This is a genomic window from Enterocloster sp. 210928-DFI.2.20 (genome assembly GCF_020554465.1).
In the GTDB taxonomy this organism is placed as follows: domain Bacteria; phylum Bacillota; class Clostridia; order Lachnospirales; family Lachnospiraceae; genus Enterocloster; species Enterocloster bolteae.
The window spans coordinates 155,954-180,739 of record NZ_JAJCHK010000005.1 but is presented as its reverse complement, the minus strand read 5'-3'; the positions used below and the strand labels follow the sequence as shown (position 1 = coordinate 180,739).

General features: G+C 45.9%; 12 protein-coding genes. 11 read left to right on the top strand and 1 reads right to left on the bottom strand.

The window, feature by feature from the left end; all coding sequences use genetic code 11:
• The first annotated feature begins 3 nt into the window (after positions 1-3).
• From LI015_RS07505 to LI015_RS07490, 4 genes are all read left to right on the top strand, one after another.
• On the top strand, positions 4-6,222 hold the full coding sequence (locus LI015_RS07505; RefSeq protein WP_227124429.1) for an InlB B-repeat-containing protein: 6,219 nt from the start codon (positions 4-6) through the stop codon (positions 6,220-6,222).
• Positions 6,223-6,232: 10 nt separating this feature from the next.
• Positions 6,233-10,639: an N-acetylmuramoyl-L-alanine amidase family protein gene (locus tag LI015_RS07500; protein WP_227124427.1), complete on the top strand. Its 4,407-nt coding sequence runs from the start codon at positions 6,233-6,235 to the stop codon at positions 10,637-10,639.
• Positions 10,640-10,696: 57 nt separating this feature from the next.
• Positions 10,697-11,227 (top strand): hypothetical protein, encoded by a 531-nt coding sequence (locus tag LI015_RS07495; protein ID WP_227124426.1) that lies wholly within the window; start codon positions 10,697-10,699, stop codon positions 11,225-11,227.
• A 73-nt stretch (positions 11,228-11,300) separates the two neighbouring features.
• Positions 11,301-12,908 carry an O-antigen ligase family protein gene (locus tag LI015_RS07490; protein WP_227124424.1) on the top strand — a complete coding sequence of 536 codons (1,608 nt, stop codon included), beginning with the start codon at positions 11,301-11,303 and terminating at the stop codon, positions 12,906-12,908.
• Positions 12,909-13,190: 282 nt separating this feature from the next.
• Here LI015_RS07490 and LI015_RS07485 read toward each other — a convergent pair whose 3' ends face one another.
• The gene (locus tag LI015_RS07485; protein WP_227124423.1) at positions 13,191-14,648 is read right to left on the bottom strand and encodes a GntR family transcriptional regulator; all 1,458 of its coding nucleotides are present in this window, start codon (positions 14,646-14,648) and stop codon (positions 13,191-13,193) included.
• A gap of 237 nt (positions 14,649-14,885) precedes the next feature.
• Here LI015_RS07485 and LI015_RS07480 point away from each other — a divergent pair, with 237 nt between their 5' ends.
• The 7 genes from LI015_RS07480 (at position 14,886) to LI015_RS07450 (ending at position 24,784) form a co-directional block, all read left to right on the top strand.
• Positions 14,886-16,604, top strand: a complete 1,719-nt coding sequence (locus tag LI015_RS07480) for a methyl-accepting chemotaxis protein (RefSeq protein ID WP_227124418.1) — start codon at positions 14,886-14,888, stop codon at positions 16,602-16,604.
• A 145-nt stretch (positions 16,605-16,749) separates the two neighbouring features.
• On the top strand, positions 16,750-18,966 hold the full coding sequence (locus tag LI015_RS07475; RefSeq protein ID WP_439108731.1) for a response regulator: 2,217 nt from the start codon (positions 16,750-16,752) through the stop codon (positions 18,964-18,966).
• Positions 18,967-19,571: 605 nt separating this feature from the next.
• Complete coding sequence (locus tag LI015_RS07470) at positions 19,572-20,141, top strand: HD domain-containing protein (protein ID WP_227124415.1); 570 nt, start codon at positions 19,572-19,574, stop codon at positions 20,139-20,141.
• 17 nt (positions 20,142-20,158) lie between these two features.
• Positions 20,159-20,860 (top strand): RraA family protein, encoded by a 702-nt coding sequence (locus LI015_RS07465; RefSeq protein ID WP_002565014.1) that lies wholly within the window; start codon positions 20,159-20,161, stop codon positions 20,858-20,860.
• Between the two features lie 17 nt (positions 20,861-20,877).
• On the top strand, positions 20,878-22,296 hold the full coding sequence (locus LI015_RS07460; protein ID WP_002565013.1) for a DASS family sodium-coupled anion symporter: 1,419 nt from the start codon (positions 20,878-20,880) through the stop codon (positions 22,294-22,296).
• Between the two features lie 36 nt (positions 22,297-22,332).
• On the top strand, positions 22,333-23,364 hold the full coding sequence (locus tag LI015_RS07455) for a hydroxyacid dehydrogenase (RefSeq protein WP_002565012.1): 1,032 nt from the start codon (positions 22,333-22,335) through the stop codon (positions 23,362-23,364).
• 139 nt (positions 23,365-23,503) lie between these two features.
• Positions 23,504-24,784, top strand: a complete 1,281-nt coding sequence (locus LI015_RS07450) for an SLC13 family permease (protein WP_002565010.1) — start codon at positions 23,504-23,506, stop codon at positions 24,782-24,784.
• Positions 24,785-24,786: the final 2 nt, after the last annotated feature.

Here is a 24,786-nt window from a genome sequence, read left to right as displayed (position 1 = left end):
GCAATGAGTAAAGAATTATATCATATATGGAAACGTATTGTTTCCCTGATTTTAACGGTGTGTCTGACTGCGGGATTATGGTCGTCACAGATGGCTGTGGTCGCATATGCCTCCACAGAGCTGCCCGATGAAAACCTTGGAAATGGAGCCAGCGAGGGAACGGCCTACGCATGGATTACACCGAGAAACGGAACCGGGGAAAATCCCACCAACAGCACATACCGTTTCGATTTGTGCGGATTACAGGCCGGACAGACGGGATACAGCCAAAGCGGAATTAAGACTACATATAGCTGGCAGGGGTATGCCACCTACATTCAGGTGGAAAACGGTACCAAGTATAAGGCCAATGGAAGTGCCAACGGCGCGGTGGAAGATATAAGCAGTATGGGCATTGAATTTAAAATCGCCCTGTCACCAAGCCCGGATAACAAATATATATTTGTGGATTATTATGTGTATGACAAGACCGGACGGGGAGGAACCGAAGGCAGGTCCGTGAAACTGGGAACAGGTACGGATGTCATGATAGGCGGCAGCCAGGAAGACGACTATGCCACGGTCTATAAGAACAACCGCGGTTTCCACATGGTGAACCAGCATGTGAAAACTACCTTTGACTGTATTACCAATGACAGCAGCCTTGGCGTTACGCCTCCGACCACTAGATGGATTGGACGCTACAGCAATTGGGGAAGCAATGTGTTCAATGAAGACGGAGGGGATTCCTTAAGCGGACAAGACTCCGGTATGGCGTATTCCTGGCATTTCCAGCTTCATCCGTATGAAATCGTACATAAGCGTGTCGCCTTTGCAATCAGGGATACATCGTACTATGTATCGGAATCCGGAGTGGATTCAACGGCCGCTGATGGCACGTACAGCAGCCCTTTTAAAACCATAGAATATGCTTTGGAGAAGATAGGGAATAAAAAGGGATATATCTATATCATGGATTACCCGGACATCACATCCCCTATCGAGGTGTCAGGTTCAGGCAGGGATATTACCATAGCAAGCACGGATTATGACAGAAACGGCAATCCCACCAATGAGAATTCGGATTATATTAAGACACTAAAACGAGCCGGTTCTTTTAACGAGCCTATTTTTAAGGTATCGGGAGCAACTCTGAAGCTGACGGATCTTGTCCTGGATGGAAATGGCAGTGTGAGCAGTGAACCGCTGGTATCTGCCGGATCCGGCAGAGTGGAAATAAACAGTGGGGCGGACCTTCGTAATTGCCACGGAGACAACACAAGCAAGGGAAGTGCCGTCAATATAACAGGCAGTGCGGCTCTTTCCATGAACTACGGAACGATATCCGGAAATGTCTCGGAAGGCAAGGGTGCTGTTTACTTTGACAGCACAGGAAGATTCAACGTACTGAATGATGTGATGATAGAGAGTAATACAACCCCCTCAGGCGCTAAGGCCAATGTGTATCTGGCAGAGGGGAGGACCATCACGGTAACAGGTGACCTGAACACCTCAAGGATTGGTGTTACAACGGCCAGGCAGCCTGACGCGTCGCCGGGGGGAATATCCACGCTGGCCGGCCAGGAGATAAAAATTGCCGTTCCTTTGTCGGGAAGCGGTGTGGATACAGCTCCAAGTCCCTTTGCGGACAATTTCTTTGCGGATCAGGCAAAAACGGACGGTACAGGGGTATATGTGACGGTGGGCACTAAGAATCTGACAGGCGCCGGCACGGGAAATGACAGAAACGCCGTAATCAAACGAAACGGCCTTCAGATCAGCTTTACTGTGAGGGACGCTGATACGGGCGGTTCAATCCCCGGAGTCACCCCTATTCCCACCGTCTCAAAAGCTTCCGGAGAATCGGTGGATCTTGCGCCGGGACCGGCCATTACAGGATACGAGCTGGCCGGTGTGGTCATAGAGCAGGGGACCCCGCCCACACTTACGGCCAACCTGACACCCGGGGCAGACTTTGGCCGGGTTACCGGAACCATGCCGAACCAGGATGTGGCAGTCAACTATGAATACCGCAAAATCGGATCACAGATTATATTCAACAGCAACGGAGGAACACCGGAACCGGAGACACTGGTGGGAACAGCAGGCAATCCGGTCACTTCACTGCTTCCCACTACAACACGGTATGGTTACATATTCAAGGGATGGAGTGCGGTAAATGACTGGGAGCACCCCCAGTTTATAAGCAGCCTGCCGCCGGTGTACCCGGAGACACCTGTAACCTACTATGCCATATTTGAGGCGGACCCAAGTATAAAGTTTAACTATACGGTAGAGCACTCTAATGCATCGGGCGATATTATGTTCGCTTCCAACACTCTGGAAGGCGCCTACAGTGTGGAGCAGCCGCTTCTGGAAGAGAAAAGGGCGGTCAGGGGGTATTCCTGGAGCCAGGAGGATTCCAGCACCACTCCGTCTGAATACAATTTCAGCGGCACATCTGTTCCCATCGGCCAGTTTAACGGTACAGGTACATTCAGCGGAAAGATGCCGGGACAGGATGCGACCATACGGTACGGCTACAAAGTACGGTATGGGGATACAAGCGCCAGATCCCTATTTGAGGTACTGCATCAGACCAATAACGGTACCACGGTATCCACTGCGCAGTCTGAACTGTATTATCCGGAGAATGAGATCAGTGCACAGCCGGCGCAGGTTTACGGCTACCAGTGTACTGGCTACCGGTTTGACCTGGGAGAAGAGGCGGGTGAATTGGCGGACGGACTGGTGAATGGTGTGAGAGGTGAGTTTGATGACAGCTTTACGTTTAACGGTATCATGCCCAACCAGCCGGTGCGTCTTGTCTACCTGTATGAATCAACCATCGAGGGATATGGGATAACTGTTAAATATGAGGATAACGGAACGGCTGACAGCAGCTTAAAAGATATCATCCCTCCTGAAGTATCAGGCCCTTTCGAGGCGGACAGCAGTGTGGAGGGCGATTATCTGGAGCAGTATGGTTACAGCCTGGAATCCCATACGGTCCGGCCTGCCGGTACGCAGATACAGTTTGATGACAGCGGATGGGCGGGAATCATGCCCAACGATGACGCCACAATTACGTATAGGCATGACAGGATTCCATCTAAGTGGGCGGATATTACTTATAAGCCTGGCGTTAACGGAACCCTGCAGGGCGGAAGCGGAGTATCCCAGGATGTGCAGGCCCTGTCGGGCGGAAGGTTTAAGGCCAGCGTGCTGTTGGACGATGGCGTATCCCCGGGGCATGAGAACTCCTATACCCTGGAAACCATCAAGGAAAAACGGCTTATGCCGGTACCGCAGCCGGAGAATAATTATTACCGCTTTGGCGGATGGTTTGTTGATACAGACGGGGACGGGGTCCTGAACAATGGGGAGACACTCCTGCCTCAGGATTACCGGTTTACGGCAGCGGCAGTCATAACCGCCCATTTTGAGGAAAATCCGGATGCCTGGATTCATATTAATTTTGAGGCGGGCAGCCACGGTTCTATCAATGCAGGGCAGCCTCTTACCCTGCGCACTACATTCGATAAGAAGTGGGGAGACATTGAGGCAAGCCTTCCGGAGTACACGCCCGAGGTGAACTACCTGGTGGATGACTGGTATGTACAGGGAGAGCCTGTGGATGATGATACGGACCTGGTGAACGGCCAGACTTATACCATCCAGTTCTATCCGGATCCAGCTATCTTCGGCACGGAGGTAGCGGAGCCCGAACCGGCGGCAGGACTTAACGGCCAGGGAAAGGGCCGCATTACGGTATTCGGAACCACACAGGGTTATAAATATATACTTACGGACCTGGACGGAAAGGTACTGGCAGTGAACAAGGGCAACATCCTCACCAGCCGCACTGTATTTGACAACCTGTATCCCGGCATGCGCTATGTGGTATATGAGGCCACCGGACAGACCGGGGTGGGGACCGGAGACATGATAGGGGATGTGCAGGGTACCCTCAGTGACGGTGCAGAGGTACTGACGCCGGTGGTGGATACCAATTATAAGATTCTCTATGACGAGGAAGACGAGGGCAAGACAGAGTTGATTATACGGCCCGCGGACACGGCCTCCGACTACGCGGTATTAGACAGCGACGGACATGTGGTGGCGACGCCCCAAACCGGCGCGGGCGGATGGCAGAGTGTGTCCGGAAACCCGGGAAGCGTAAGCTTTGGCGGACTGGATTACAACAGGGAGTATACGGTGGTGGCCCGGCCAAAAGGCCAGAATACCATCACGGCGGAGAGCTGCGAGGAAAATGGAAGTATTATCACTACGGACCCGGGAGGGGATCTGGAACTTCCGAACTACATCATCCAGACAATTTACGGTGAGGTGGTGAGCGCAGGTGATATAGAAGTGGGCGCGGACCGTTACGAGGAGGCCCACAAAGGCGATTGGGTGAAAATCAAAGCGGAACCAACCAATGACGAGGGCCGTCCTTTCTTACACTGGAAGTTCACCATCGGAGCGGTGGATGGAATGGATACCAAGATTAACTCCAGGGAAGCCAGCTTTGCCATGCCGGACACCAACTTGGTGCTGACAGCGGTATATGAACGGGCGGCAACCCCCAGCAACGCTGTTGTGGTGGATGAAGTCCGGGGCGGCAGCCGTGAGGAGCTGGCCCTGGATCCGGACGAGGTACCGGTTCTGGAGGACGAACTGACCACGGACGCGGACCGGGAGCTGATGGACGTGAACCATGCGGACGTGACCTATAAGGTGGTTTACAGAAAGAACAATGTACGCGCTTCCGAATCCAATGCCATCAAGATGGGAGGCGACTACGATACGGACCATGAAGCAGCCTATAAGGCGGCCTGGGGACTGGACGTATCCATTGAGAGATATGTGAACGGCAGGAAAGTCAACCGTGCAAGTGCGTCGGAGGCATCTTTTAACACCTATGTACAGCTGGGGAAGCGCGATGTGGACATGATGGATTACCAGCTGTATGAAATCGAAGAGGACGATGACACGGGAATAGCGGTAAGCCTTGTACCCATGGACTACGAGCCGGAAGAGACAGGCGGCCTGTTCACGTTCACGGCCACAGAGGGAAGCAGGTATGTGATGGTGTATAACCGTGCTTACCGGCTGTATTTCCTGAACAATACGGCTCCGGATATCTACCGGTACTGGTTCAAGGTGCGCAAAGAAGAATCCCCTCTTGATTCCTATTATGAGACCGAGTATGCGGGGATTGAGGAACAGCTCGACTATTTCATCAGCCCGGCAGGGGCAGAGTACAGCTACGTGGGCTGGAGCTACCGCCAGGACCGTTACAGGGAGTTTGAACCGGACCGCAGCATAACCCGCAAGACATATATATATGCGTACTATGACGATAATGAAAAAGAGGTGGACAACACCCGCAGGGAGCTGGAAGAGGCTATCCGTGAGGCCATCGGCATAAGCGATGACCATTTCCTGAAGCTTGGTGAGAGTAAGAAGCTGAAGGAATACATTGAAGCGGCATTAGAAGTACTGGACCGCGAGGAACCCAAGGCTACCATTGACCAGCTGGAGGAGGCGCTTTTTGAACTGAAGGACAAGACAGAACCATACAAGGAACTGTTAGACAACCGTTATGACCACTATGACGACCAGCAGAAAGGCGGCAACAAAGGCGGAAGCAAGGGCGGTGGCGGAGGCGGAGGCGGAAGCAAACAGGCGCCTTTTGCCGGAACCGCGCCGGAGAGTTACCTCATAGGAACCAACGGTAACTGGGTGGAAAGCACGGGTCCGTCCGGGGAGAGACAGCTGAGTTTTGTCCTCAACGGAGGCACAAGCCTGAGCGGCATGTGGGCCAGGCTGAAATACCCGGAAGGAAGCCGATCAGGAGACAGCGGCTGGTATTACTTTGACGATAAGGGAATCATGCAGAGCGGCTGGATCTGTGACAAGGCAGGAAAATGGTATTACTGCAATACAGAGAAGGAATCTCCTTATGGAAAGATGGTTACAGGCTGGAGACTGGATACAAGAGACGGCAACTGGTATTATCTGGATCCGTTGAACGGCGTGATGGCCCAGGGGTGGAGGAAGATAGACGGAAAATGGTATTATTTCTCCCCGGTGGGGGCAGGCGTATATGCCTATGACCCCGCAAAACAGCAATGGATCTATGGGGGAGGTACAGGACGCCCCTTAGGTTCTATGTATAAAAACGAAATAACACCGGACGGATACCAGACAGACGCCGACGGTGCATGGATTCAGTAGGAGGAACCGGATGAGAAAGAGATATAATATAAAATCAAAGCTGGCAGGGATGCTGGCGGCAGCCATGGTATTTTCCATGGCTGCCCCGGGATATCCGGCGTATGCGGTTAATTTTGGGGATCCGGTTAAGCTTAAATTTGATCCCCAAAACGGTCCGGGAGTCCAGCTTTCCAGTTATAGCAGCGTGGCATCCGGCGGGGCTATGGAGGGAAATCTGTTTGTGGCAGATGGACACGCTGGGAGTCCTCTGACCAGTTCTGCCAACTTTGCCGGACTGCCCACAGATGACTTCGGTTCCGGGGCAAGGCCGAAGGTCCCGGATTTTAATGGTATTACATGGGACGGCTATACATTTGACGGCTGGTATGGAACCAGCGGCAATCGGGTGGAGACACTCCCTTATGCTTTCCCGTATGATTCCGTAACAACCTACAACGCGGTGTGGAAGGGAAATGAAACCACCCCATATACGTTCAGGGTAGAACATTACAGGGATTTTAACACAGCCAGAGATGAGGCGGATGACAGCAGCGGGTGGCCGGGGGATTATGATGATCCTGATTTAAGAAAATTCTTTGAATCAACCTGGGAAAGCACCCAGATGGCCAATAATCCCATCTCCGCAACATACAGAAGGGATATTCCGGGATATCGGTTTAAGTCCGTGCTTCTAAAGAATAATAAAGTCCGCAAATACGGCGAAGCAAGCGGACATGGCACCATGACAGAGGGAGGGGCAAGCATCAACGCTTCCACCAATGCGGTAAGGGGAAGTATGCCCAATGATTATCTGACAGCGGCTTACCGTTATGAACCTGATCCGACAAAAAAATTCCTGATTACTGTACGGTACGTGGATATGGAGGGCAATCAGATTAAAGCCCCGGAGAGCAGAACCCTTCCGGTGGAATCTGATTATGTTATTGAGCCGGCTGCCATTAATTCTTATCTGATTGCATCAGCGGAACTGACGGACGGCGGAATTACGGATCTGGAGGGGACGGGTGTTATATCCGCTGAGGATGCAGGGGTGAGTCTCAATACTTCCAACTATCATTTTACGGGTAAGATGCCGAACCAGGCCATAACATTTACCTATCAATATGAACTGGATCCCAGCTTTGTAACCACACTTCGGGTGAAACGCATGGATAACCACGGCAATATACTGCGTGAAGAGGAGACGCGGGCCGTGCAGCCGGGAGTACCGGTGGAAGTTGATGTGGATAAAATGTCAGGTTATGTTTATCCTCCTAATATAGTATGGGAAGACAGTCTGTCAGACGTATCCCTGGACCAGGAGACTAAGAAACTGAACCTGACCCCAAATCTTCAGGGTGGAACTGTAACTATCACCTATACCGAAGAGCTGACGGATGAGACATATTGGGCAAAAGTAGAATTCTACAATGGACAGAATGGCTCCTTTAATGGAAATACAGCCCCTAAGTTTGTTAAAAAGTCAGAAAACAATACCCTGGCCCAGGTAACGGAAGGGCTCATGCCAACTCCTTCACCTCACTACAGTTTTGACGGCTGGTACAAGGCTACATCCAACGGAAGTAATAAAACAGGACAAAAGCTGGCAGATGACACTGCAATTAATGCCTCCATTAAACTGTTCGCGAATTTTGAGGAAACAGAAGGAGAATGGTTTGATCTGAAATTTGTCTCCGGTCCCCACGGTACCATTGAGGGGAGCAGGACAAGCCATGTGGAAATAGGGACATCCTGGTCATCCCTGGCACTTCCCAGCACCCTGCCTGATAATTTCTATATGTTTGGCGGCTGGTTTGACGAGAATGGAAACCGGATGCAGAATGCACAGACAATCAATGCAGACCAGATCTATACTGCAAGGTTTATCCCTATTGGAATCAGTGATGACAACATATTGGCAATGCCGGATGCCCGGGGGACCGTAGACAGCGATGGAAGCGGGAAAGTGAGCGTATCCGGCGCCAATGAAAACCGCAGATACGCATTGACTGATATGGATTACAGGGTGGTTGGAACCAAACTGGGAAGCCAGTTAAAAAACACTGGGTTTACCGGATTAAATCCATGTACAAGCTACTATGTCTATGAGCTTAACCAGAGCGCTAACCCGGATATAGGCGTAATCCTTCCGGAACATCTGGACCCGGATACCTTCAGCCCGCCTTCACGTGTGACGGTGCCGGCTCTCGGCACCAACTATGATGTGGAAGATGATGGGGCTGGTATGAAGCAGGTGGTGGTTGAGCCTGCAAATCCGGAAACCCTGTATGCAATCCTTAACATGGAGGGCGATGTAATAGATGTACCCGGGGCCGATGAGGACGGATGGGTCATGTCTTCCGGCGCATTACCTCGTGCGGTACTTGGAGGACTGGAGTCAAACCAGCTGTATGTGGTGGTTGCAAAACAGCCGGGAGAGGACACGGCCGCTGCCGATAAGATTCTTTTAGGTACGCAGGTTGCGGTTATAGGAAATACGCAGGAACAGCAGGATTATACCATAGCCCTGACAAACGGCGGTTTTATCACTAAAATCATGCGTGACGGAGCCATAATTGACTTTGATGATGATAAAACAGCAGTGGTAAAGGCCGGGGATGTAATTTCATTGGATGCCGAAACCACCAACAGCCAGGGGCAGGGGTTCCGGCAGTGGAGCGCGCTGATTGGCAAGCTGACACTGGCCGATAAGACCAGGAGAAACCCTGCTATCACCATGCCGGAAGGGAATCTGGTGCTTCAGGCGAACTATTATGCTGCGGCGGCAGCAACACCCGGCAATGCTTCTATTGATTATACCCCTAAGACAGGGGCTGTGGCCCTTGACCTGTCAGATGACAGGATGGAGGATTTAATTGATGAACTGACTAATAACAGCAGTGACCAGGATGCTATGACAGCAGGGGTTGACGTACTTTACACAGTCAAGTTCACCCAGCGCGCGCCCAAGGCATCGGAGTCCGAAGCGGTAAAATCTGAAGTCGGCAATGATTCGGTAAAGGTACCCTGGACATTATCGTCTGTACTGGCAAGACAGGTGGGCGGCAGCAATAAGGAGATTCCGTCCGATGTGAATAAAGAACCGGATATCAGGGTGTACGCTGTCCTTGACCGCAGTATGCACGGCTATACGGATTACCATCTGTGGAACTTGGAGGATTTGGATGGGGAATATACATGTACAGAGGTGCCTATGGAGCCGGCTCCGGATGATATGGATTCCGGTTTTACAGGAGTTGTCTCCTTTGATGCAAACGTGGAAAGCACCTATGTACTGACCTACCTGAAAGCCCATGAGGTAAAAATCATTGACGATAAACGTTCCATGGAACATATAATTAAGGTCAGGTCCGACACAGCCCTGGAGGACGCGGAAGGATTCATGGATCTGGATATATTTGAGGACTATACGGATCCGATTACCGGAATTGTATGGGAGTATAAGGGGCTGGGAAAGACTGCCTCTTCGGGTAACGGTTATGACACAGGCGAGCCGGTTACAAAGAACCTGACCCTGCATGTACTCTACCAGACGGAAGATGATGCGCAGTGGCAGGAAGCAAGACAGAAGCTATTAGACCAGATTTCCATTGCCCAGGTATTGAAGAACAATCAGTCGGTAAGTGAAGAGGACAGGGAGGAGTTAAGCGAAGCAATTGACATTGCCCTGGAGGTTGCCAACAGAATCTACCGCCCGACTGTTGATGAGCTTTTGGAAGCCTATGACACTTTAAAAGCCCTTGTGGACTCCATTACTTCCGGCGGCAACAATCCAGATGACCCGGACAATCCCAACCAACCAGGCGGCGGGGGTTCCGGCGGGGGTTCCGGCGGGGGTTCCGGCGGGGGTTCCGGCGGGGGTTCCGGTGGGGGTTCCGGCGGCGGCTCACGGGGGGGTTCCGGCGGGGGCAGAAGTCTTGGACCGGGAAATACCTTTAACGATTACAGAACATACACCGTTGGTACGGAAGGGCGATGGGAAAGCATTGACACGGATGGCAGACAATGGTCATTTATACTGAGGAGCGGAAAAATCATCAAAGACCAATGGATAAACATCAAGTACAAGGATGCCCGGCAGACCTGTACCTATCATTTTGACGCAGCCGGTATCATGGATTACGGATGGTACATGGACGCGGGCGGACACTGGTATTATCTTAAAGAGGACCAGGGGGCTGACTTTGGACGTTTAGTCATGGGCTGGTACTATGACGCAAAGGATATGAAGTGGTACTATCTGAATCAGTTTACCGGAGGTATGGCAACAGGATGGCAGAAGCTGGGCGAGTACTGGTATTTCTTCAGTACCGGAAGCCAGAGCGGAAGGCCGATGGGTACATTATATGTAAATGAAATAACCCCTGATGGATATATGGTGGATGAAAACGGCAGATGGATGAGGGAGACACCGTAAAAACGGCGAATAAAGTTCCAAAACAATGTCTGCGGTTGTACTGCAAAGGAGTGGACCATGCTGAGTGAGGAAAGGAACCTTCAGATTGAAATGGCAGGTACGGACAGGGCGTGTATGATGCTTGTGTGTATAAACGGTCATGAAAATAATATGCCATATGGTATCATTGTAAATTATCATCTGCCTTGTCCTGTAAGCTTTAGAGGAATCCACGGGCTGATACTGTCCCTTGATGAGGTGTGTGAAATGGTGGGGGCCCCTATGGCAACAACCGAACCGCGGTTCCTGCAAAAAGAAAGGGAGCAGCAGTACAGGGCGCTGAGGGGGAAACGGCAAAAAAGTTCCGGGAAAGTTCTGGAAAAAGAGGAAGTGGCAGGGAACCTGTACCCATATGTAACAGCTGCGAAGGAGGTCATTCTGATCCATGTGTTGTTCCGGCAGAATTCCTCTATGCAGGGGAGGCTCCGGTGCAATTATACAGGGACGCATTATATTGCTTTTCGCAGTGCGCTGGAGCTGATGAGAATGTTGGAGGAGGCAAATACCTATATGTGCCAAAAACGGATAAATAAGGATTTAAAGATGTAAAAAAGAAGGAGTAACGGAGGCAGCCATGGTATCAGTCATGGCTGCTTCTGGAATTACCTGAAAGGGGGGAGTCATGGATAGTGGGAAGAAAACCAGTATTGCAAATATTAAAAGTTTTTATTCAAAATGGCGAGGGATGAATTCCGGACTGGCAGGTATTTTTGCGATCATTATAATAGGGGTGTTTCCCCTTGCGTTCAGGGACTATTACTTTGATATACTGAATTTTAAAACATTTTTTTATTACAAAGTAGTGATTATCTTTGCAGTTGTATTTCTGATGGTAAATGTAATTTTTTTAATTTTGTCAATCTATCTGGGCTGTGACAGGAGTACGGGCAGGAGAAGGAAAATCTGTGCCTCTGACTGGTCCATGCTGGATTTTATACTGATAGCCGGTATATCCACTCTGCAATCCGCAACTCCCGCAGCAGCATTGTTGGGAAATGATGGAAGGTATTCTGGTCTTCTGATATGGATTGCTTATGCTTTTATGTATTTTGCCGTAAGAAGGAGTCTGCGTTTAAGACAATGGTATCTGGACCTGTTTCTCGGAGCCGGCATGGGGGCGTGTATCATAGGAATCCTCCAATACTTCGATATAGATCCTATTGGATTTAAGAATCTTATGGACCCTGGACAATACTATATGTTTACGTCAACCATTGGCAACATTAATACATATACATCCTATGCAGCCATGCTGGCCGGAGCGTCTGTCCTGTTGTTCTTTACAGAGGAGGTCCGGATAAGGAAAACATGGTATCTTTTCTGCATGTCGATTTCATTCGCTGCCCTTATTACCGGGATGAGTGATAATGCCTACCTTGCAATCTTTGCTCTGATTGGGCTTTTACCGCTGTATGCATTCAAAAACCTGAGGGGGGTCAGAACCTACATTTTTATACTGGCAGTGTTAAGTTCGGAATTCTGGAGCTTGCACAGGATGACAAAGCCGCAATCAGGAGCTGCCGGTCAAATGGGAGGATTGTACCGTATCATAACCGGTTCACATTACCTGATTCTTCTGGTGGCAGTCCTGTGGGCCTTGTACTTCATACTGTGTTGGATGATGAAAATGATTCCGGACACCCATCCCCTTATGCGGGATGGAAACAAGGGGAGGTGGGCCTGGCTGGCATTCCTGTCCGTGGGAATTATCCTGACCGGCTTTGCCCTTTATGATGCGAATGTCTGTGGAAATGCAGGGAACTACGGCGGATTGGCACAGTACCTGACGATCAATGACGACTGGGGAACGCATCGCTGGTACATATGGAGAATCGGTATGGAAAGTTATGGGAAGTTTCCCTTTAAACAGAAAATATTTGGTGCAGGACCGGATACATATGGGGCGGTTGTCATGGAAAACCATTATGATGAAATGGTAATGCGCTATGGGGAATTTTTTGACAGCGCTCATAATGAATATCTTCAATATCTGGTGACGGTTGGTTTGGCCGGACTTGTGGCCTATCTGGCATTACTGGTTACATCCATCCGGAAAATGATTCGTTTATCCGGAAAACGGCCCTATGTAATGGCAATTGCCTTTGCCGTAATCTGTTATGCTGCCCAGGCAGCAGTCAACATCAGCGTTCCTATCGTGACACCTGTCATGCTGATGCTGCTGGCAATGGGAGTATCCGGGGAGGATGAGGCCGATAAAGAAATTTCGTAAATCAGTAAACTTTTAAAACCAACATAGAAGTGCCACATGCCGGGGAACTGAGGGGCTCATAGCCAAAGGCCGGAAAGAATGAATTACGCCAGTCCAGGAGTGGGAAAAGATATTGCTGTTTCTGATGGGATAAACATTTCCGGAGATTTCTTTACAACCAAAGGGATATTGGAGATGTGCGTTTCAACACACACCAATATTTAGTACAGAACCTCTATTTTTATAGTATATAAAAGTTAATGTTTTGGGACCATGACAAAAAGCTAACTATAATCGTTTATACTAGATAGAATTCTTTCCATATTTAGTGATAGACTTACTATCAGTCTCCTGTATCCCATATTTGGCTAGCCGTTCAGATACAAATTGAACTGCCAGGTTTGATGCCTCTTCCAATATTGCAGCAAATCCCTCTGCATCGGAACTTTTTAGATAATTAAGCATAGATTGATGATATGGTCGGTAAATATCATTGATAACTTCCTGTGTTCCCATCATACCTCTAAGCGGGACTCCCCAAAATAATTGCTTGTATAATTCTGAGTAGAATGTTCTGATTGTCTGATAAGGTGCGGACTGGCTCATGAATTTCAAAGAAAACGGTACTATAAGCGCCAGTTTGTCTAATTGTTCGAATAAAATGAGCTGTTCTATCCATATCGTCAGACTTGATTCGTCCATGGAGGAAATCGTAAATGATGCAACATCTCGGCAGGACAACGCAAAGAGTTGCAAGCTTTGCTTACAGTCTAATAAGCGTTTCCTTACAATTGGATTCGCTAAATTACAGTTGTCTGCAATCTGATCCATCGAAAGAACCTGCGTGCCGACTCCATTGATAGTCTTTACAATACCGAGATTATTTAATAATGAGAGGGTTTGGCGGATTGTACTGACAGAGACATGTTTTTCCTTTGCGAGTTTTTTTTGGGAAGGTAAAAAACTTCCTACAGGGTAATATTCACGGGCAATTGAAGTTAAAATATCCATTCCCACAGAATAACAAATCTGCGATGCTCTTTTGTAACAACTCCAAGTAAATGTGATTTGGTTTTTTGAGGGAGGAACAGAAATTCTAGTTTTATAAAAACTGCTTATATTGGACTGGTGTTTCTCAAGGACATTTTTGGAAATGACCTGAAGTGCCGTCCAATTTTCCTCCCGGCGAAATTTTATTATATCTGGTATGGCACAGATGTCTCTGTCTACATATTTTTCATAATCAGTCAGACTCAAAAAAGGTAATGTATAAAAGGTATTCAACCATAGGAAAAAATTCATTAATAGGTCATTATTCAGCGTTCTATATAGGGTCTGTATATAAAACAACACCCAAAAGGCAGGTTTAGTCTGTAAGGCATCAAGTTCAATCTTATCTAATTCTTCCAGTGGAATACTTTTCCATGTTGATACCTGAATACCTCTTAGCAGCAGCGGGATTGAACGGCATATATCGAGCAGAGAGTCAGCTCGTTCTGCAAAATAAGTCTGAATATTCTGTTCTACTTCTTTATCATCGTATTGAACTGTAACTACAGAACCAATACGTTTTGAAAGGGTAATATACCCATCTGTCTGCAATCGGCGATAAGCAAGCCGTATGGTATCTACAGATACAACCAGTATGTCCGCCATCTCTTCTATGGGCGGTAGATGTTCCTCAAAGCGATAAGTTCCAAATTCAATCTGGGTTTTAATTATGCTGTAAATGAGTTGATTTAATTCTAGTTGTTCTTTCAAAAGGATACCTCCTGGTAGGCGAAATTTAAAAACTCATTACTTAAATCAGTATAACATTGAAAAAAAGAAATTTCTACTCATTTTGCAGTCGGCATCTATAAGCTGGTTGCTGTTTTTTGTATTTTATGCTATTCTTATAAATATGTATATAAACAAGGTGCAATACGTCAAGGTTACCGTGCTTGCTATATATCAATATAACTATCCATAATTATTATTGGCTATAGGGAGAATATAATGTTGAAAAATTTGAAAATCAGAACCAGGCTTTTATTGTCATATGTAGTTATCATATTTCTTTGCCTGTGTGCAAGTATTGTGGCCCTGATTATGCTTAATCACATCGGCGATAATTTAACCATTTTCTATGACAACAACTATACTGTGACAGTCAATGTAGCCACAGCCCGAAGGAAAATACAAGAGGCAAGAGGTGATATATTAAGGGCTATTGTGGAATCAGATCAGGAAATCTCAAAAGAGTTGATTGAGAATGCTGACAATAGCCTTATAATGATGCGTGAAACGTTTCCTATCATACGTCAAGTCTTTCGGGGGGATAAATCACTGATAGATGAAGTGGAATCAATTCAAAAAGAAGCGATTGTTTATCGCAACCAGGTGTTTGACGCAATACTGGCTAATAAGAAAGATAAAGCGTTCGACATAATGAAGAATGGTTATGTACCACATTTGAATCAAATGGCGGATAAATTGCAGGCGATAGCCGATATTGCAGGAGAAAATGCAAAGAAAATGGTACAGGATGGTCAAAAAGCTCAGGAAATGTCTATCACCCTTGTAACAGTCATTATTATCCTAAGTTTTATATTGGCGGGAACAATTGGACTATATATATCGAACACCGTCCGTAAGCCTATAAAGGAAATAGAAATGGCAATCCAAAAGTTAGCTAGAGGAGAACTGGAAACAGCACAAGTCAAATATATATCAAAGGATGAGGTGGGTGACTTATCCAATAATATACGCTACTTAATTGGTATACAAAAGAAAATAATTTTTGATATCGCCCATATAATGGGAGATTTGTCAAAAGGGGACTTCACAACCTGTTCCAATGCCTTAGAAGCTTATATGGGAAATTATGAAGGGATTCTAATCTCAATGCGAAATCTCCGTAATAATTTAAGCGATATGCTTCAACTTATTAACCAGGCTGCGTTTCAGGTGGCAGCAGGAGGAGAACAGATTTCTGCCAGCTCGCAGACTCTGGCACAGGGGGCAGCAGAACAGGCATGTTCTGTCGAGGAATTGGCAAACTCTATTTCTGTAATATCAGAGCAGGTACAGGAGACGGCATCGAATGTGGAAAAGGCCCGCGAGCAGACGATGCAGGCAGGCGGATCTGTTAACGATTGCATGCATCAGATGCAGGAAATGGTTAATGCAATGAAAGATATCAGCCATAAGTCGTCCGAAATCAAAAAAATAATAAAAGTGATTGAAGATATTGCTTTTCAAACTAACATATTGGCACTTAATGCTTCGGTGGAAGCTGCACGTGCTGGTGCTGTTGGAAAAGGATTTTCTGTAGTGGCATCTGAAGTGCGGAATCTTGCTGAGCAGTCAGCAAGGGCCTCGAAAAATACTGCAGTCCTGATAGAAGGTTCCCTTCAGGCGGTAGAAACAGGGCGTAAAATCGCTGACAAAACTGCCCAATCCCTTGAACAAGTAGCCCAAAATACGCAGACAGTATCTTGCACGGTGGATGACATTGCCGATGCCGCCAGTCGACAGGCTTCCTCTCTGACCCAGGTAACACAGGGTATTAGACAGATTTCCTATGTGGTACAGACTAATACTGCAACTTCTGAGGAAAGTGCTGGTGCTAGCGAAGAACTAGCCAGGCAGGCTCAGGCATTAAAAAATTTAGTTGCTGGTTTTAAACTGGAAAATAGCGAAGCGCGTTTGGTATCGAAATCCTGTAAGACTTAACTGGCAGGTATCAGCGTGCACTAATGTTAACAGATATCCAGAAAAAACGAATAAATGATGGGCATGGAAAAGCACATCCGCAGGACTTCTTTTGAGTTCAGAAAAATGTGCAGAAGATGAACTTTGGAAGGTTAAAGGGAAGCGTATGAACTTAGAAATAAAGTCAAAAATAACAATTATTATCTGTGCCGTCACTATAATATTTGCATCCATCAGTATATATACTGCCAATAGGATGCAGGAAACAGCCCAAAATATATATGACCATCCCTATACATCCAGCAACAGTGCCAGGGGGATGAGGTCACGCTTGTTGGATATGAAACGTTTTGTGAGTATATTCCTGACCTATGATTTTAAGGGGGAGCAAAATGTTCGTTCGATTTTTCAGGAACGGTATGATTTGCAGTTCAGTGATATAGAGAGGCTTTATAGCTGTTATTCCGGCCCTAAGGAGGATGTGGACACCCTTCAGGCTGCCATGAATCAGCTGATTGCCCAGCAGGATAAAGCCGTAGACTTTGTGGTTGGACATACCGAGAACGAGATCTCAAACTATTTAGCTCTGTATGTATATCCTCAGTATGACAGGGTTAGTGACTGTTTAACAACAATAATAGATTTTGCTGATGATAAGGTCTGTGAGTTGACGGAAACATCAAAACACACCGCAGTACTTACCGTGTCAGTCTCCTTACTGCTTTCAATCGGTATTATATTACTGAGTATATATTCCGAATATATGGATAAAAAAAATTTAAAACTTTTATCTATCCAGGAGCAGGAGTTAAAGGATGCACTTAATAACGCGCAAAAAGCCTTCAAAGTAAAGAAAGAGTTTCTATCATGTATGTCCCATGAAATCCGTACCCCCTTGAGTATAATCATTGGAATGACAAAAATAGCGGCTACACATTTGGATGATTCCAACAGGATAGAGGACTGTCTTTCTAAAATTACATTTTCTTCCCGACATCTGATGACAATTATCAACGATGTGTTGGATATGTCTAAGATAGAAGAAGGAAAACTCTCCGTAAACCACGAACCTTTTCAACTACAACAGTTGCTGGAACCGCTTGTAGCTACCATTTATGCCCAAGCAGAAGAGCAGGGATTGAAATTTGAATGTGGTATAAAAAACGTTCCGGAAGCAGTGTATATTGGGGATTGTATGCGTATCAACCAGATTCTCCTTAATCTCCTCTCCAATTCAATTAAATTCACTCCAAAAGGCGGTGTGGTTCATCTGGAAGTAAACCCAGCACCTGTTGTTGATGGAAAAACCCATCTCCAGTTCATAACCAAAGATACAGGGATTGGTATGAGCGATGAATACCTGAAACGTATATTTAAACCATTTGAGCAGGCCGACAGCGGCACTTCCCGAAAATATGGCGGAACAGGTCTTGGGATGGCTATTACTTATAATCTGGTTAAATTACTGGGCGGTTCCATACAGGTTGAAAGCAAACTGGGTGAAGGAACTACCTGTACGGTTGTTCTGCCTGTCGATGTACCAAACGAAGGAAAACATAAAAAATGGGAATGGGAGCCTCTCAAAGTGCTGGTTGCAGACCCCGATGAGGACAACTGTAATTATGCTTCCATGCTTCTGAATAGAATGGGTATTCATGCAGACTGTGTAAGTGAAGGACATGAGGCTTTACAGAGGGTGTTTAATGCCCACAAAGCATTACAGGATTATGATATCTGCATGATTGATTGGAAAATGTCATATGTGGATGGTATAGAGGTAATACGCTGTATTCGCGAAAAAATTGGTCCGAAGAAACCAGACATTATAATCTCTACCTACAATTGGGCTGAAATTGAGGACAAAGCAAGGTCAGACGGAGCAAATGCGTTTATCTTAAAACCGTTGTTTGAATCAAGCCTTTATGACATATTAGTATCGCTGACAAAGAATATACTTGGGCAGGAGCCAGAACAGATATCTCAGTTCATTCCTCCGGAATTTCCGGGCAGACATTTTCTGCTGGTAGAAGATAATATACTAAACAGAGAAATTGCCATGGAAATCCTTAAGGTGACTGGTGCCGAGATAGACTGTGCTGAAAATGGAAAAGAGGCGCTGGATATATTCCTTGCATCCCCTGGTGGCTATTACGATTTAATTTTAATGGATATACAAATGCCTGTTATAGACGGTTATGAAGCAACAAAGCAATTGCGTGCCAGTAGCCATCCTGATGCTGAACGTGTGCCTGTCATAGCAATGACAGCTAATGCATTTAAAGAGGATGTGGAACATGCATTGGCTGCCGGGATGAATGGACATTTGGCAAAGCCCATTAATGTGGAAATCTTTTATGATACATTAGTATCAAAGCTGAGGTAGTCAAAAGTATGATTGTCTACCTTTGAAAGAATCTCATTTAAGCTATACCAAGAGAAAAGGCGGACAGGTGAAAAATAGTTGAGATAAAAAGGAAATACAATCTATCATAATGAGTAATTATTTACTTGGCCGTCGCTAACGTGGCGGTCATTTTTCGTTTCAATGTTTACAGACCTTGCTGTCTGTAAAATCGGAACCCAGTACTCTATTTTGCTTTTCCCTTCTTCACCCACTTCCTCACCATGCTTTGCAAAAACATATGTTGCGGATTCATTTAACTGACAAGTCAATTGCGGAAACCCTATTTAATAAATGTAATCGGCAACTGGCTCTAAACTGTCTTGGCATTTTAGCCCCGAAATGAAACACTACATATTCGCTGGCAGGCATTTCTTTAATTATCATTCCTTAATCTCCGCCATATAATCCATCAAACCTGCACAATATATACAATAAAAAACCACCATAAATCCATATTCTTTACAACGATTTGTTGTCAAAAATAAATATAACCTTGTTTTACTGTTGTTAAAAAAGAATATATAATGATATCAGAAAATAAAAAGCATGCTGAATATTTTAAATGAAACAGAAGGAGGTTCAATATGACCAAAATAACAGAAGAGATGGTTAGATCATATTTTCCCCAATTATCAGAGATAAAAAATCAGGAATATGCAAAAAAGGCAACTGAAATCTGGGTGGAAGCATTTGAAAACAGCTCATGGGAAGATATAGCGGACGCGCAGTTTGCAACCCGTGCTCCTGGAGTGGCACTGGTGAAGCATACGGAAAGTGTTACAGCGAATGCGCTTATGATTGCGCGAAATACCGTTGAAAAATATGGTTATGAGATTGATACTGATATTTTAATCCTTGCTGCGGTTTTGCATGATGTATGTAAGCTTGAAGAAATGGAGATGGGTGACCAGGGAAGCAAAACGAGCAGGAAGAGCAGTCTGGGTAAGATTTACCAGCACGGATTTTTGAGCGGTTATTATACACAAAAATACGGGCTTCCTAATGAGGTTACAGGGCTGGTGGTTGCTCATTCCGGACAGTCAAAGGTGATTCCCAGATCAATTGAAGGAATGATTTTATATTATGCGGATATGATGGATGCGGATATCCATTTTGTTCAGGCAGGAACAACACTTTGCCTGGAAACGCATTGATAAAGGAGGAGAAGGAAATGGCAGTTGGAAATCGTGTTTTTTTAAAGAGAAATTTACCGGATAACTATTTAGTAGAAGAATTCAGCAAATTACCGGCAGCAAATGTAGCAGATTGTATGGGACGGTTATGCGGCATGAATCCCAGTATCAGACTGATGTCAAACCCGTCTGAAGCAATTATGTGCGGTGTGGCTTTAACGGTGAAGGCAAGGCCTGGTGACAATATGATGCTTCATAAGGCAATGAATATGTCTATGCCGGGCGATGTGATTGTTGTTTCCAACGAGGGCGAGCGGAGCCGGGCGATTATGGGAGAAATCATGTATAATTACATGCAGGGATTCAAAAAAATTGCCGGAATTGTGATTGATGGGCCGATTCGGGATATTGATGTGATTTCAAAAGGGCATCTGCCGATTTATGCAACTGGAACGAATCCGGCCGGCCCTTATAAAGAAGGTCCTGGCGAGGTAAATGTTCCGATTGCGTGCGGCAGCATTACTGTAAACCCCGGAGATATTATTCTGGGCGATAAAGACGGCGTAATCGTTATTCCGAGACAGGATGCGGCAGAGATTCTTGAAAAAGCCAGGACACTCTCAGCGGCAGATAAACAGAAAGCGGAGAATTCTGCAAAAGGGACTGTGAACCGCCAGTGGGTAGAAGATTTGATGGAAAAGAAAAATGTAGAGATTATAGATGACGTTTATAACTGCTAAAAGAGGAGGAGAAACAGATGAAAAATCGTCTGGTAAAAATGATACCGGTAGTTTTGTTTCCGCTCCTGACATGGCTTATCTCTGCTCCCGCAGGCCTGGAGACAGAGACCTGGCATATGTTCGGTCTGTGTCTGTCCCTGCTGTGCGGATTAATTTTGAAACCTTTTTCAGAGCCGGTAATCAGCCTGATTGTATTGGGACTTGGGGCCTGCTTTGTTGAAAAACCAGCTGTTTTGTACAGCGGATATGCTGCCCAGGGAGTTTGGTTTTTGCTTGCAGTGCTTCTTGCCTGCGGGGCGTTTAAGAAAACCGGATTAGGAAAACGTCTTGCATACATATTGCTTTCCAAATTTGGGGGAACCAAATTCGGAAGATCCTCTCTGGGTCTTGGATATGTCATGATGCTTTGTGATTTAATACTGAGTCCGGCCACCGGGTCCAATACGTCCCGTTCTGCCATTGTATTTCCTATTTTCCGGGGCGTCTCAGAGTCACTGGGTTCTTATCCGGACAAGGATCCGCAAAAGCTGGGAGGATATCTGGAGCTGCTGGAACATGTAGTTGCCATGTCCACAGCAGTATTGTTTCTGACAGGAATGGCATCCAATGCAGTGATTGCCTCAACCATTAAAGACATTGCCGGAGTGGAATTGACATGGATGCTGTGGTTTAAGGCGGCATTGGTGCCGGGACTGATTGTTTTGTTTTTGTGCCCGCTGGTTGTGTATAAGCTCTATCCGCCCCAGATGAAAGATTTGGGAGATATTAAACCCTTTGTTGTCAGTAAAATGCAGGAAATGGGCGCAATGAAAAAAGACGAGAAAATTCTGCTGGCATTATTTATCATGGCGATTCTGGGATGGATGCTCGGGGGAAAAATTGGAATCAGTATGTATGTGGTTGCATTTGCTTTTCTGGCATTGGAGCTGCTGCTTGGGGTCATGGATTGGAATGACTTGATGGCGGAAAAGGGTGCATGGAACATGTACATATGGTATGGTGCATTTTTCAGTATATCCGGCGCAATTAATGAAGGAGGATTTTATTCCTGGCTGTCTGGCCAGATACAAAATTATCTGGATCTCTCAGCTGTGAATGGAATGGCTGTATTAGTGATTCTGCTGTTAATAAGTTTTGTTACAAAGTACTTCTTCGTGTCCAATGCAGCCTATATCGCCTCTATTTACCCGGTTATTTTGACATTGGCGGCATCCACAAATGTAAATATAATGGCATTGTCTTTGATGCTGGCGTTTTTCGGCGGATATGGCGCGCTTTTGTGCAACTACGGAAACGGTGCAAGTATCTATATTTTTGGAAATGGTTATGTGAGCCAGAAAGACTGGTATCTGAAAGGAACCATTTTATTAGCTATGATTTTTGCGGTATTCCTTATTATCGGACTTCCGTATTGGAAAATCATGGGCATTTGCTAAGAATAATGAAGAATCATGAAATGAGAGGAAGAAATTATGGGTTGGAAAATTCTTTTACCACAGGAATTAAAAAAAGATGCACGCGATTTGCTGGAAAGCCATGGACATACGTTGATTGACGGCCGCGGATTTGAAACGGAAGATGTAATTGCGGACATGAAAGAGCATAAGCCGGACGCCATTATCGTACGAATTACGAAAATGCCCAGAGCTGTATTTGAAGCAGCTGCACCGAATCTCAAAGTTCTGGTACGCCACGGGGCCGGATATGACGCTGTGGACTTAAAAGCGGCAGCGGATTATGGAGTGAAATGCCTTTACGCTCCGGTTGCGAACAGCACATCAGTTGCGGAGACAGCTCTTATGCTGATGCTGTATATGAGCAGAAATGTAACACGTCTTCGCGATATGTTAACAGTGGATTTTTACGATGCAAAACTGAAAACATATATGACTACGCTGAACGGAAAGACTGTTGGTTTGATTGGATGTGGAAATATCGGAAGCCGCACGGCGAAACGCTGCCTGGCAATGGAGATGAATGTGCTTTGCTATGATCCATATAAGCCGGCATGTGATTTCCCGGAGGGGGTTGAAGTGGTCAGAGATATAGAACGTATTTTCAGAGAAAGTGATTATGTATCTTTACATACGCCAAATACCTCTGTTACAAGAAATATGATTAATAAAGAAACACTCTCGATGATGAAGCCCACCGCATTCCTGATTAATACAGCAAGAGGCGCGGTGGTCAATGAACAGGATTTATATGAGGCCTGTAAGAATCATGTAATAGCAGGCGCTGCGCTGGACGCTGTTGTGCACGAACCCATTCTTCCGGATATGCCGCTGATCACTCTGGATAATGTGCTGATTACTCCGCATGTTGGCGGCAATACGGTGGAAGCGGCAATGCGGGCTTCTTACATGGCTGCAATGGGAATTGTGGAGATGTATGAAGGAAAAGAGCCAACCTGGCCTATACCGGATATTGATTATGAAACAGCTCCCGTATATACTGATACGATTAAGCCGGACAGAAAACCGGTGGGTATGTATGATTATTAATAACTGAGATGAAAGAGCAGACATTCGGCTTTGAAAAAGCGGAGTGTCTGCATGTTCTGTATAAGGAAAAATCTAAAATATAAAAGGAAAAATTTAAAATATAAAAGCAAAAAGCGAAACTATAATAGGGAGGAGAAAAATGGGGGATATTCAGGTTACATTATTAATAGGATTTTTTATGCTTATTAGTTATATCTGGGCAAAAATTCCTTATGGAATGACAGCGGTTTTTTGCTGTCTTGCATTAGAGATTACGGGGGTACTGTCATCAGCAGAAGCCTGGGCGGGATTTGGAAACACAACGGTTTTTCTGTTTGCTTCGATTTTCATTTTAGGCGCCGGTCTTATGAAAACAAGTTTTATTATAAAGATACAGAAGCTTCTTCAGAAAATTGGCAGCAGTGAGAAGAAAATGAGATGGATTTGTATGTATATTGCCTCTTTTCTTGCAATGCTGACCAGTGCCACAGCAGCAGGGGCAACAATGCTTCCAATGGTATCCCTGCTTAGCAGGAAAGGGAATTTTCAGAAAAGACGTTTGCTGAAGCCTGTTATGGACGCAGCTTGTATGGGTTTTGCAATTATGCCATTTGGAATGGGAGCAGCTTTTATGGAACAGGGAAATTCGTATTTACAGATGATGGGGTCATCTGTTCGTATGAGTTTATTTGATTCAGCTATTGCAAGATTGCCGGTATTGATAGTGACAATCAGTTTTATTGGATTATTTGGCTATAAGTTTATTTCAAATCAAAAAGAAAATGGGGACAAAAATCAGGAAGAGATTATTTTGAACGAGAACTGCAATCTTTCTGAATTTAAGGATAAAATGGGAATTGGAATCTTTTTTGGCAGCATTGCTGCAATGATTATCAGTTCTCTGGTGGGGATTCCGTCACACTATGCGCCTCTGATCGGCGCATTGCTGATGATTGTCAGCGGCGTGCTGAGTGGAAAAGAAGCATTTGGAGCAATTGACTTAAATACTGTGTGTATATTCGCGGGAAGTCTGGGTTTTGCAAATGCGTTGACCAAAACCGGAATTGCAGACTGGATTGTAGAAAAACTGGTTTTCGCAACAAACTCCAGCCAAAGTGAATATGTGCTGGTTGCTATTTTTTTGCTTGTACCCTTTGCCATGACGCAGTTTATGGGCAATATACCTGTGATCAATCTGACGATGCCCATTGCGGCTACTGTGGCCTGTACAACAGGAATCAATCCCACTGCCATTATGGTTGCCACAGTGGCAGGCGCCACGCTTTCTATTTCTACTCCGATGGCGGCCGGAATCCAGGCGCTGATTATGGAAGCAGGTGAATACCGATTCAGCGATTATATAAAAGCAGGACTGCCAACGGCGGCTGTTTTTGCCGCCGCTTATATTATATGGGCACCATTTGTTTTTCCTTTATATTAATA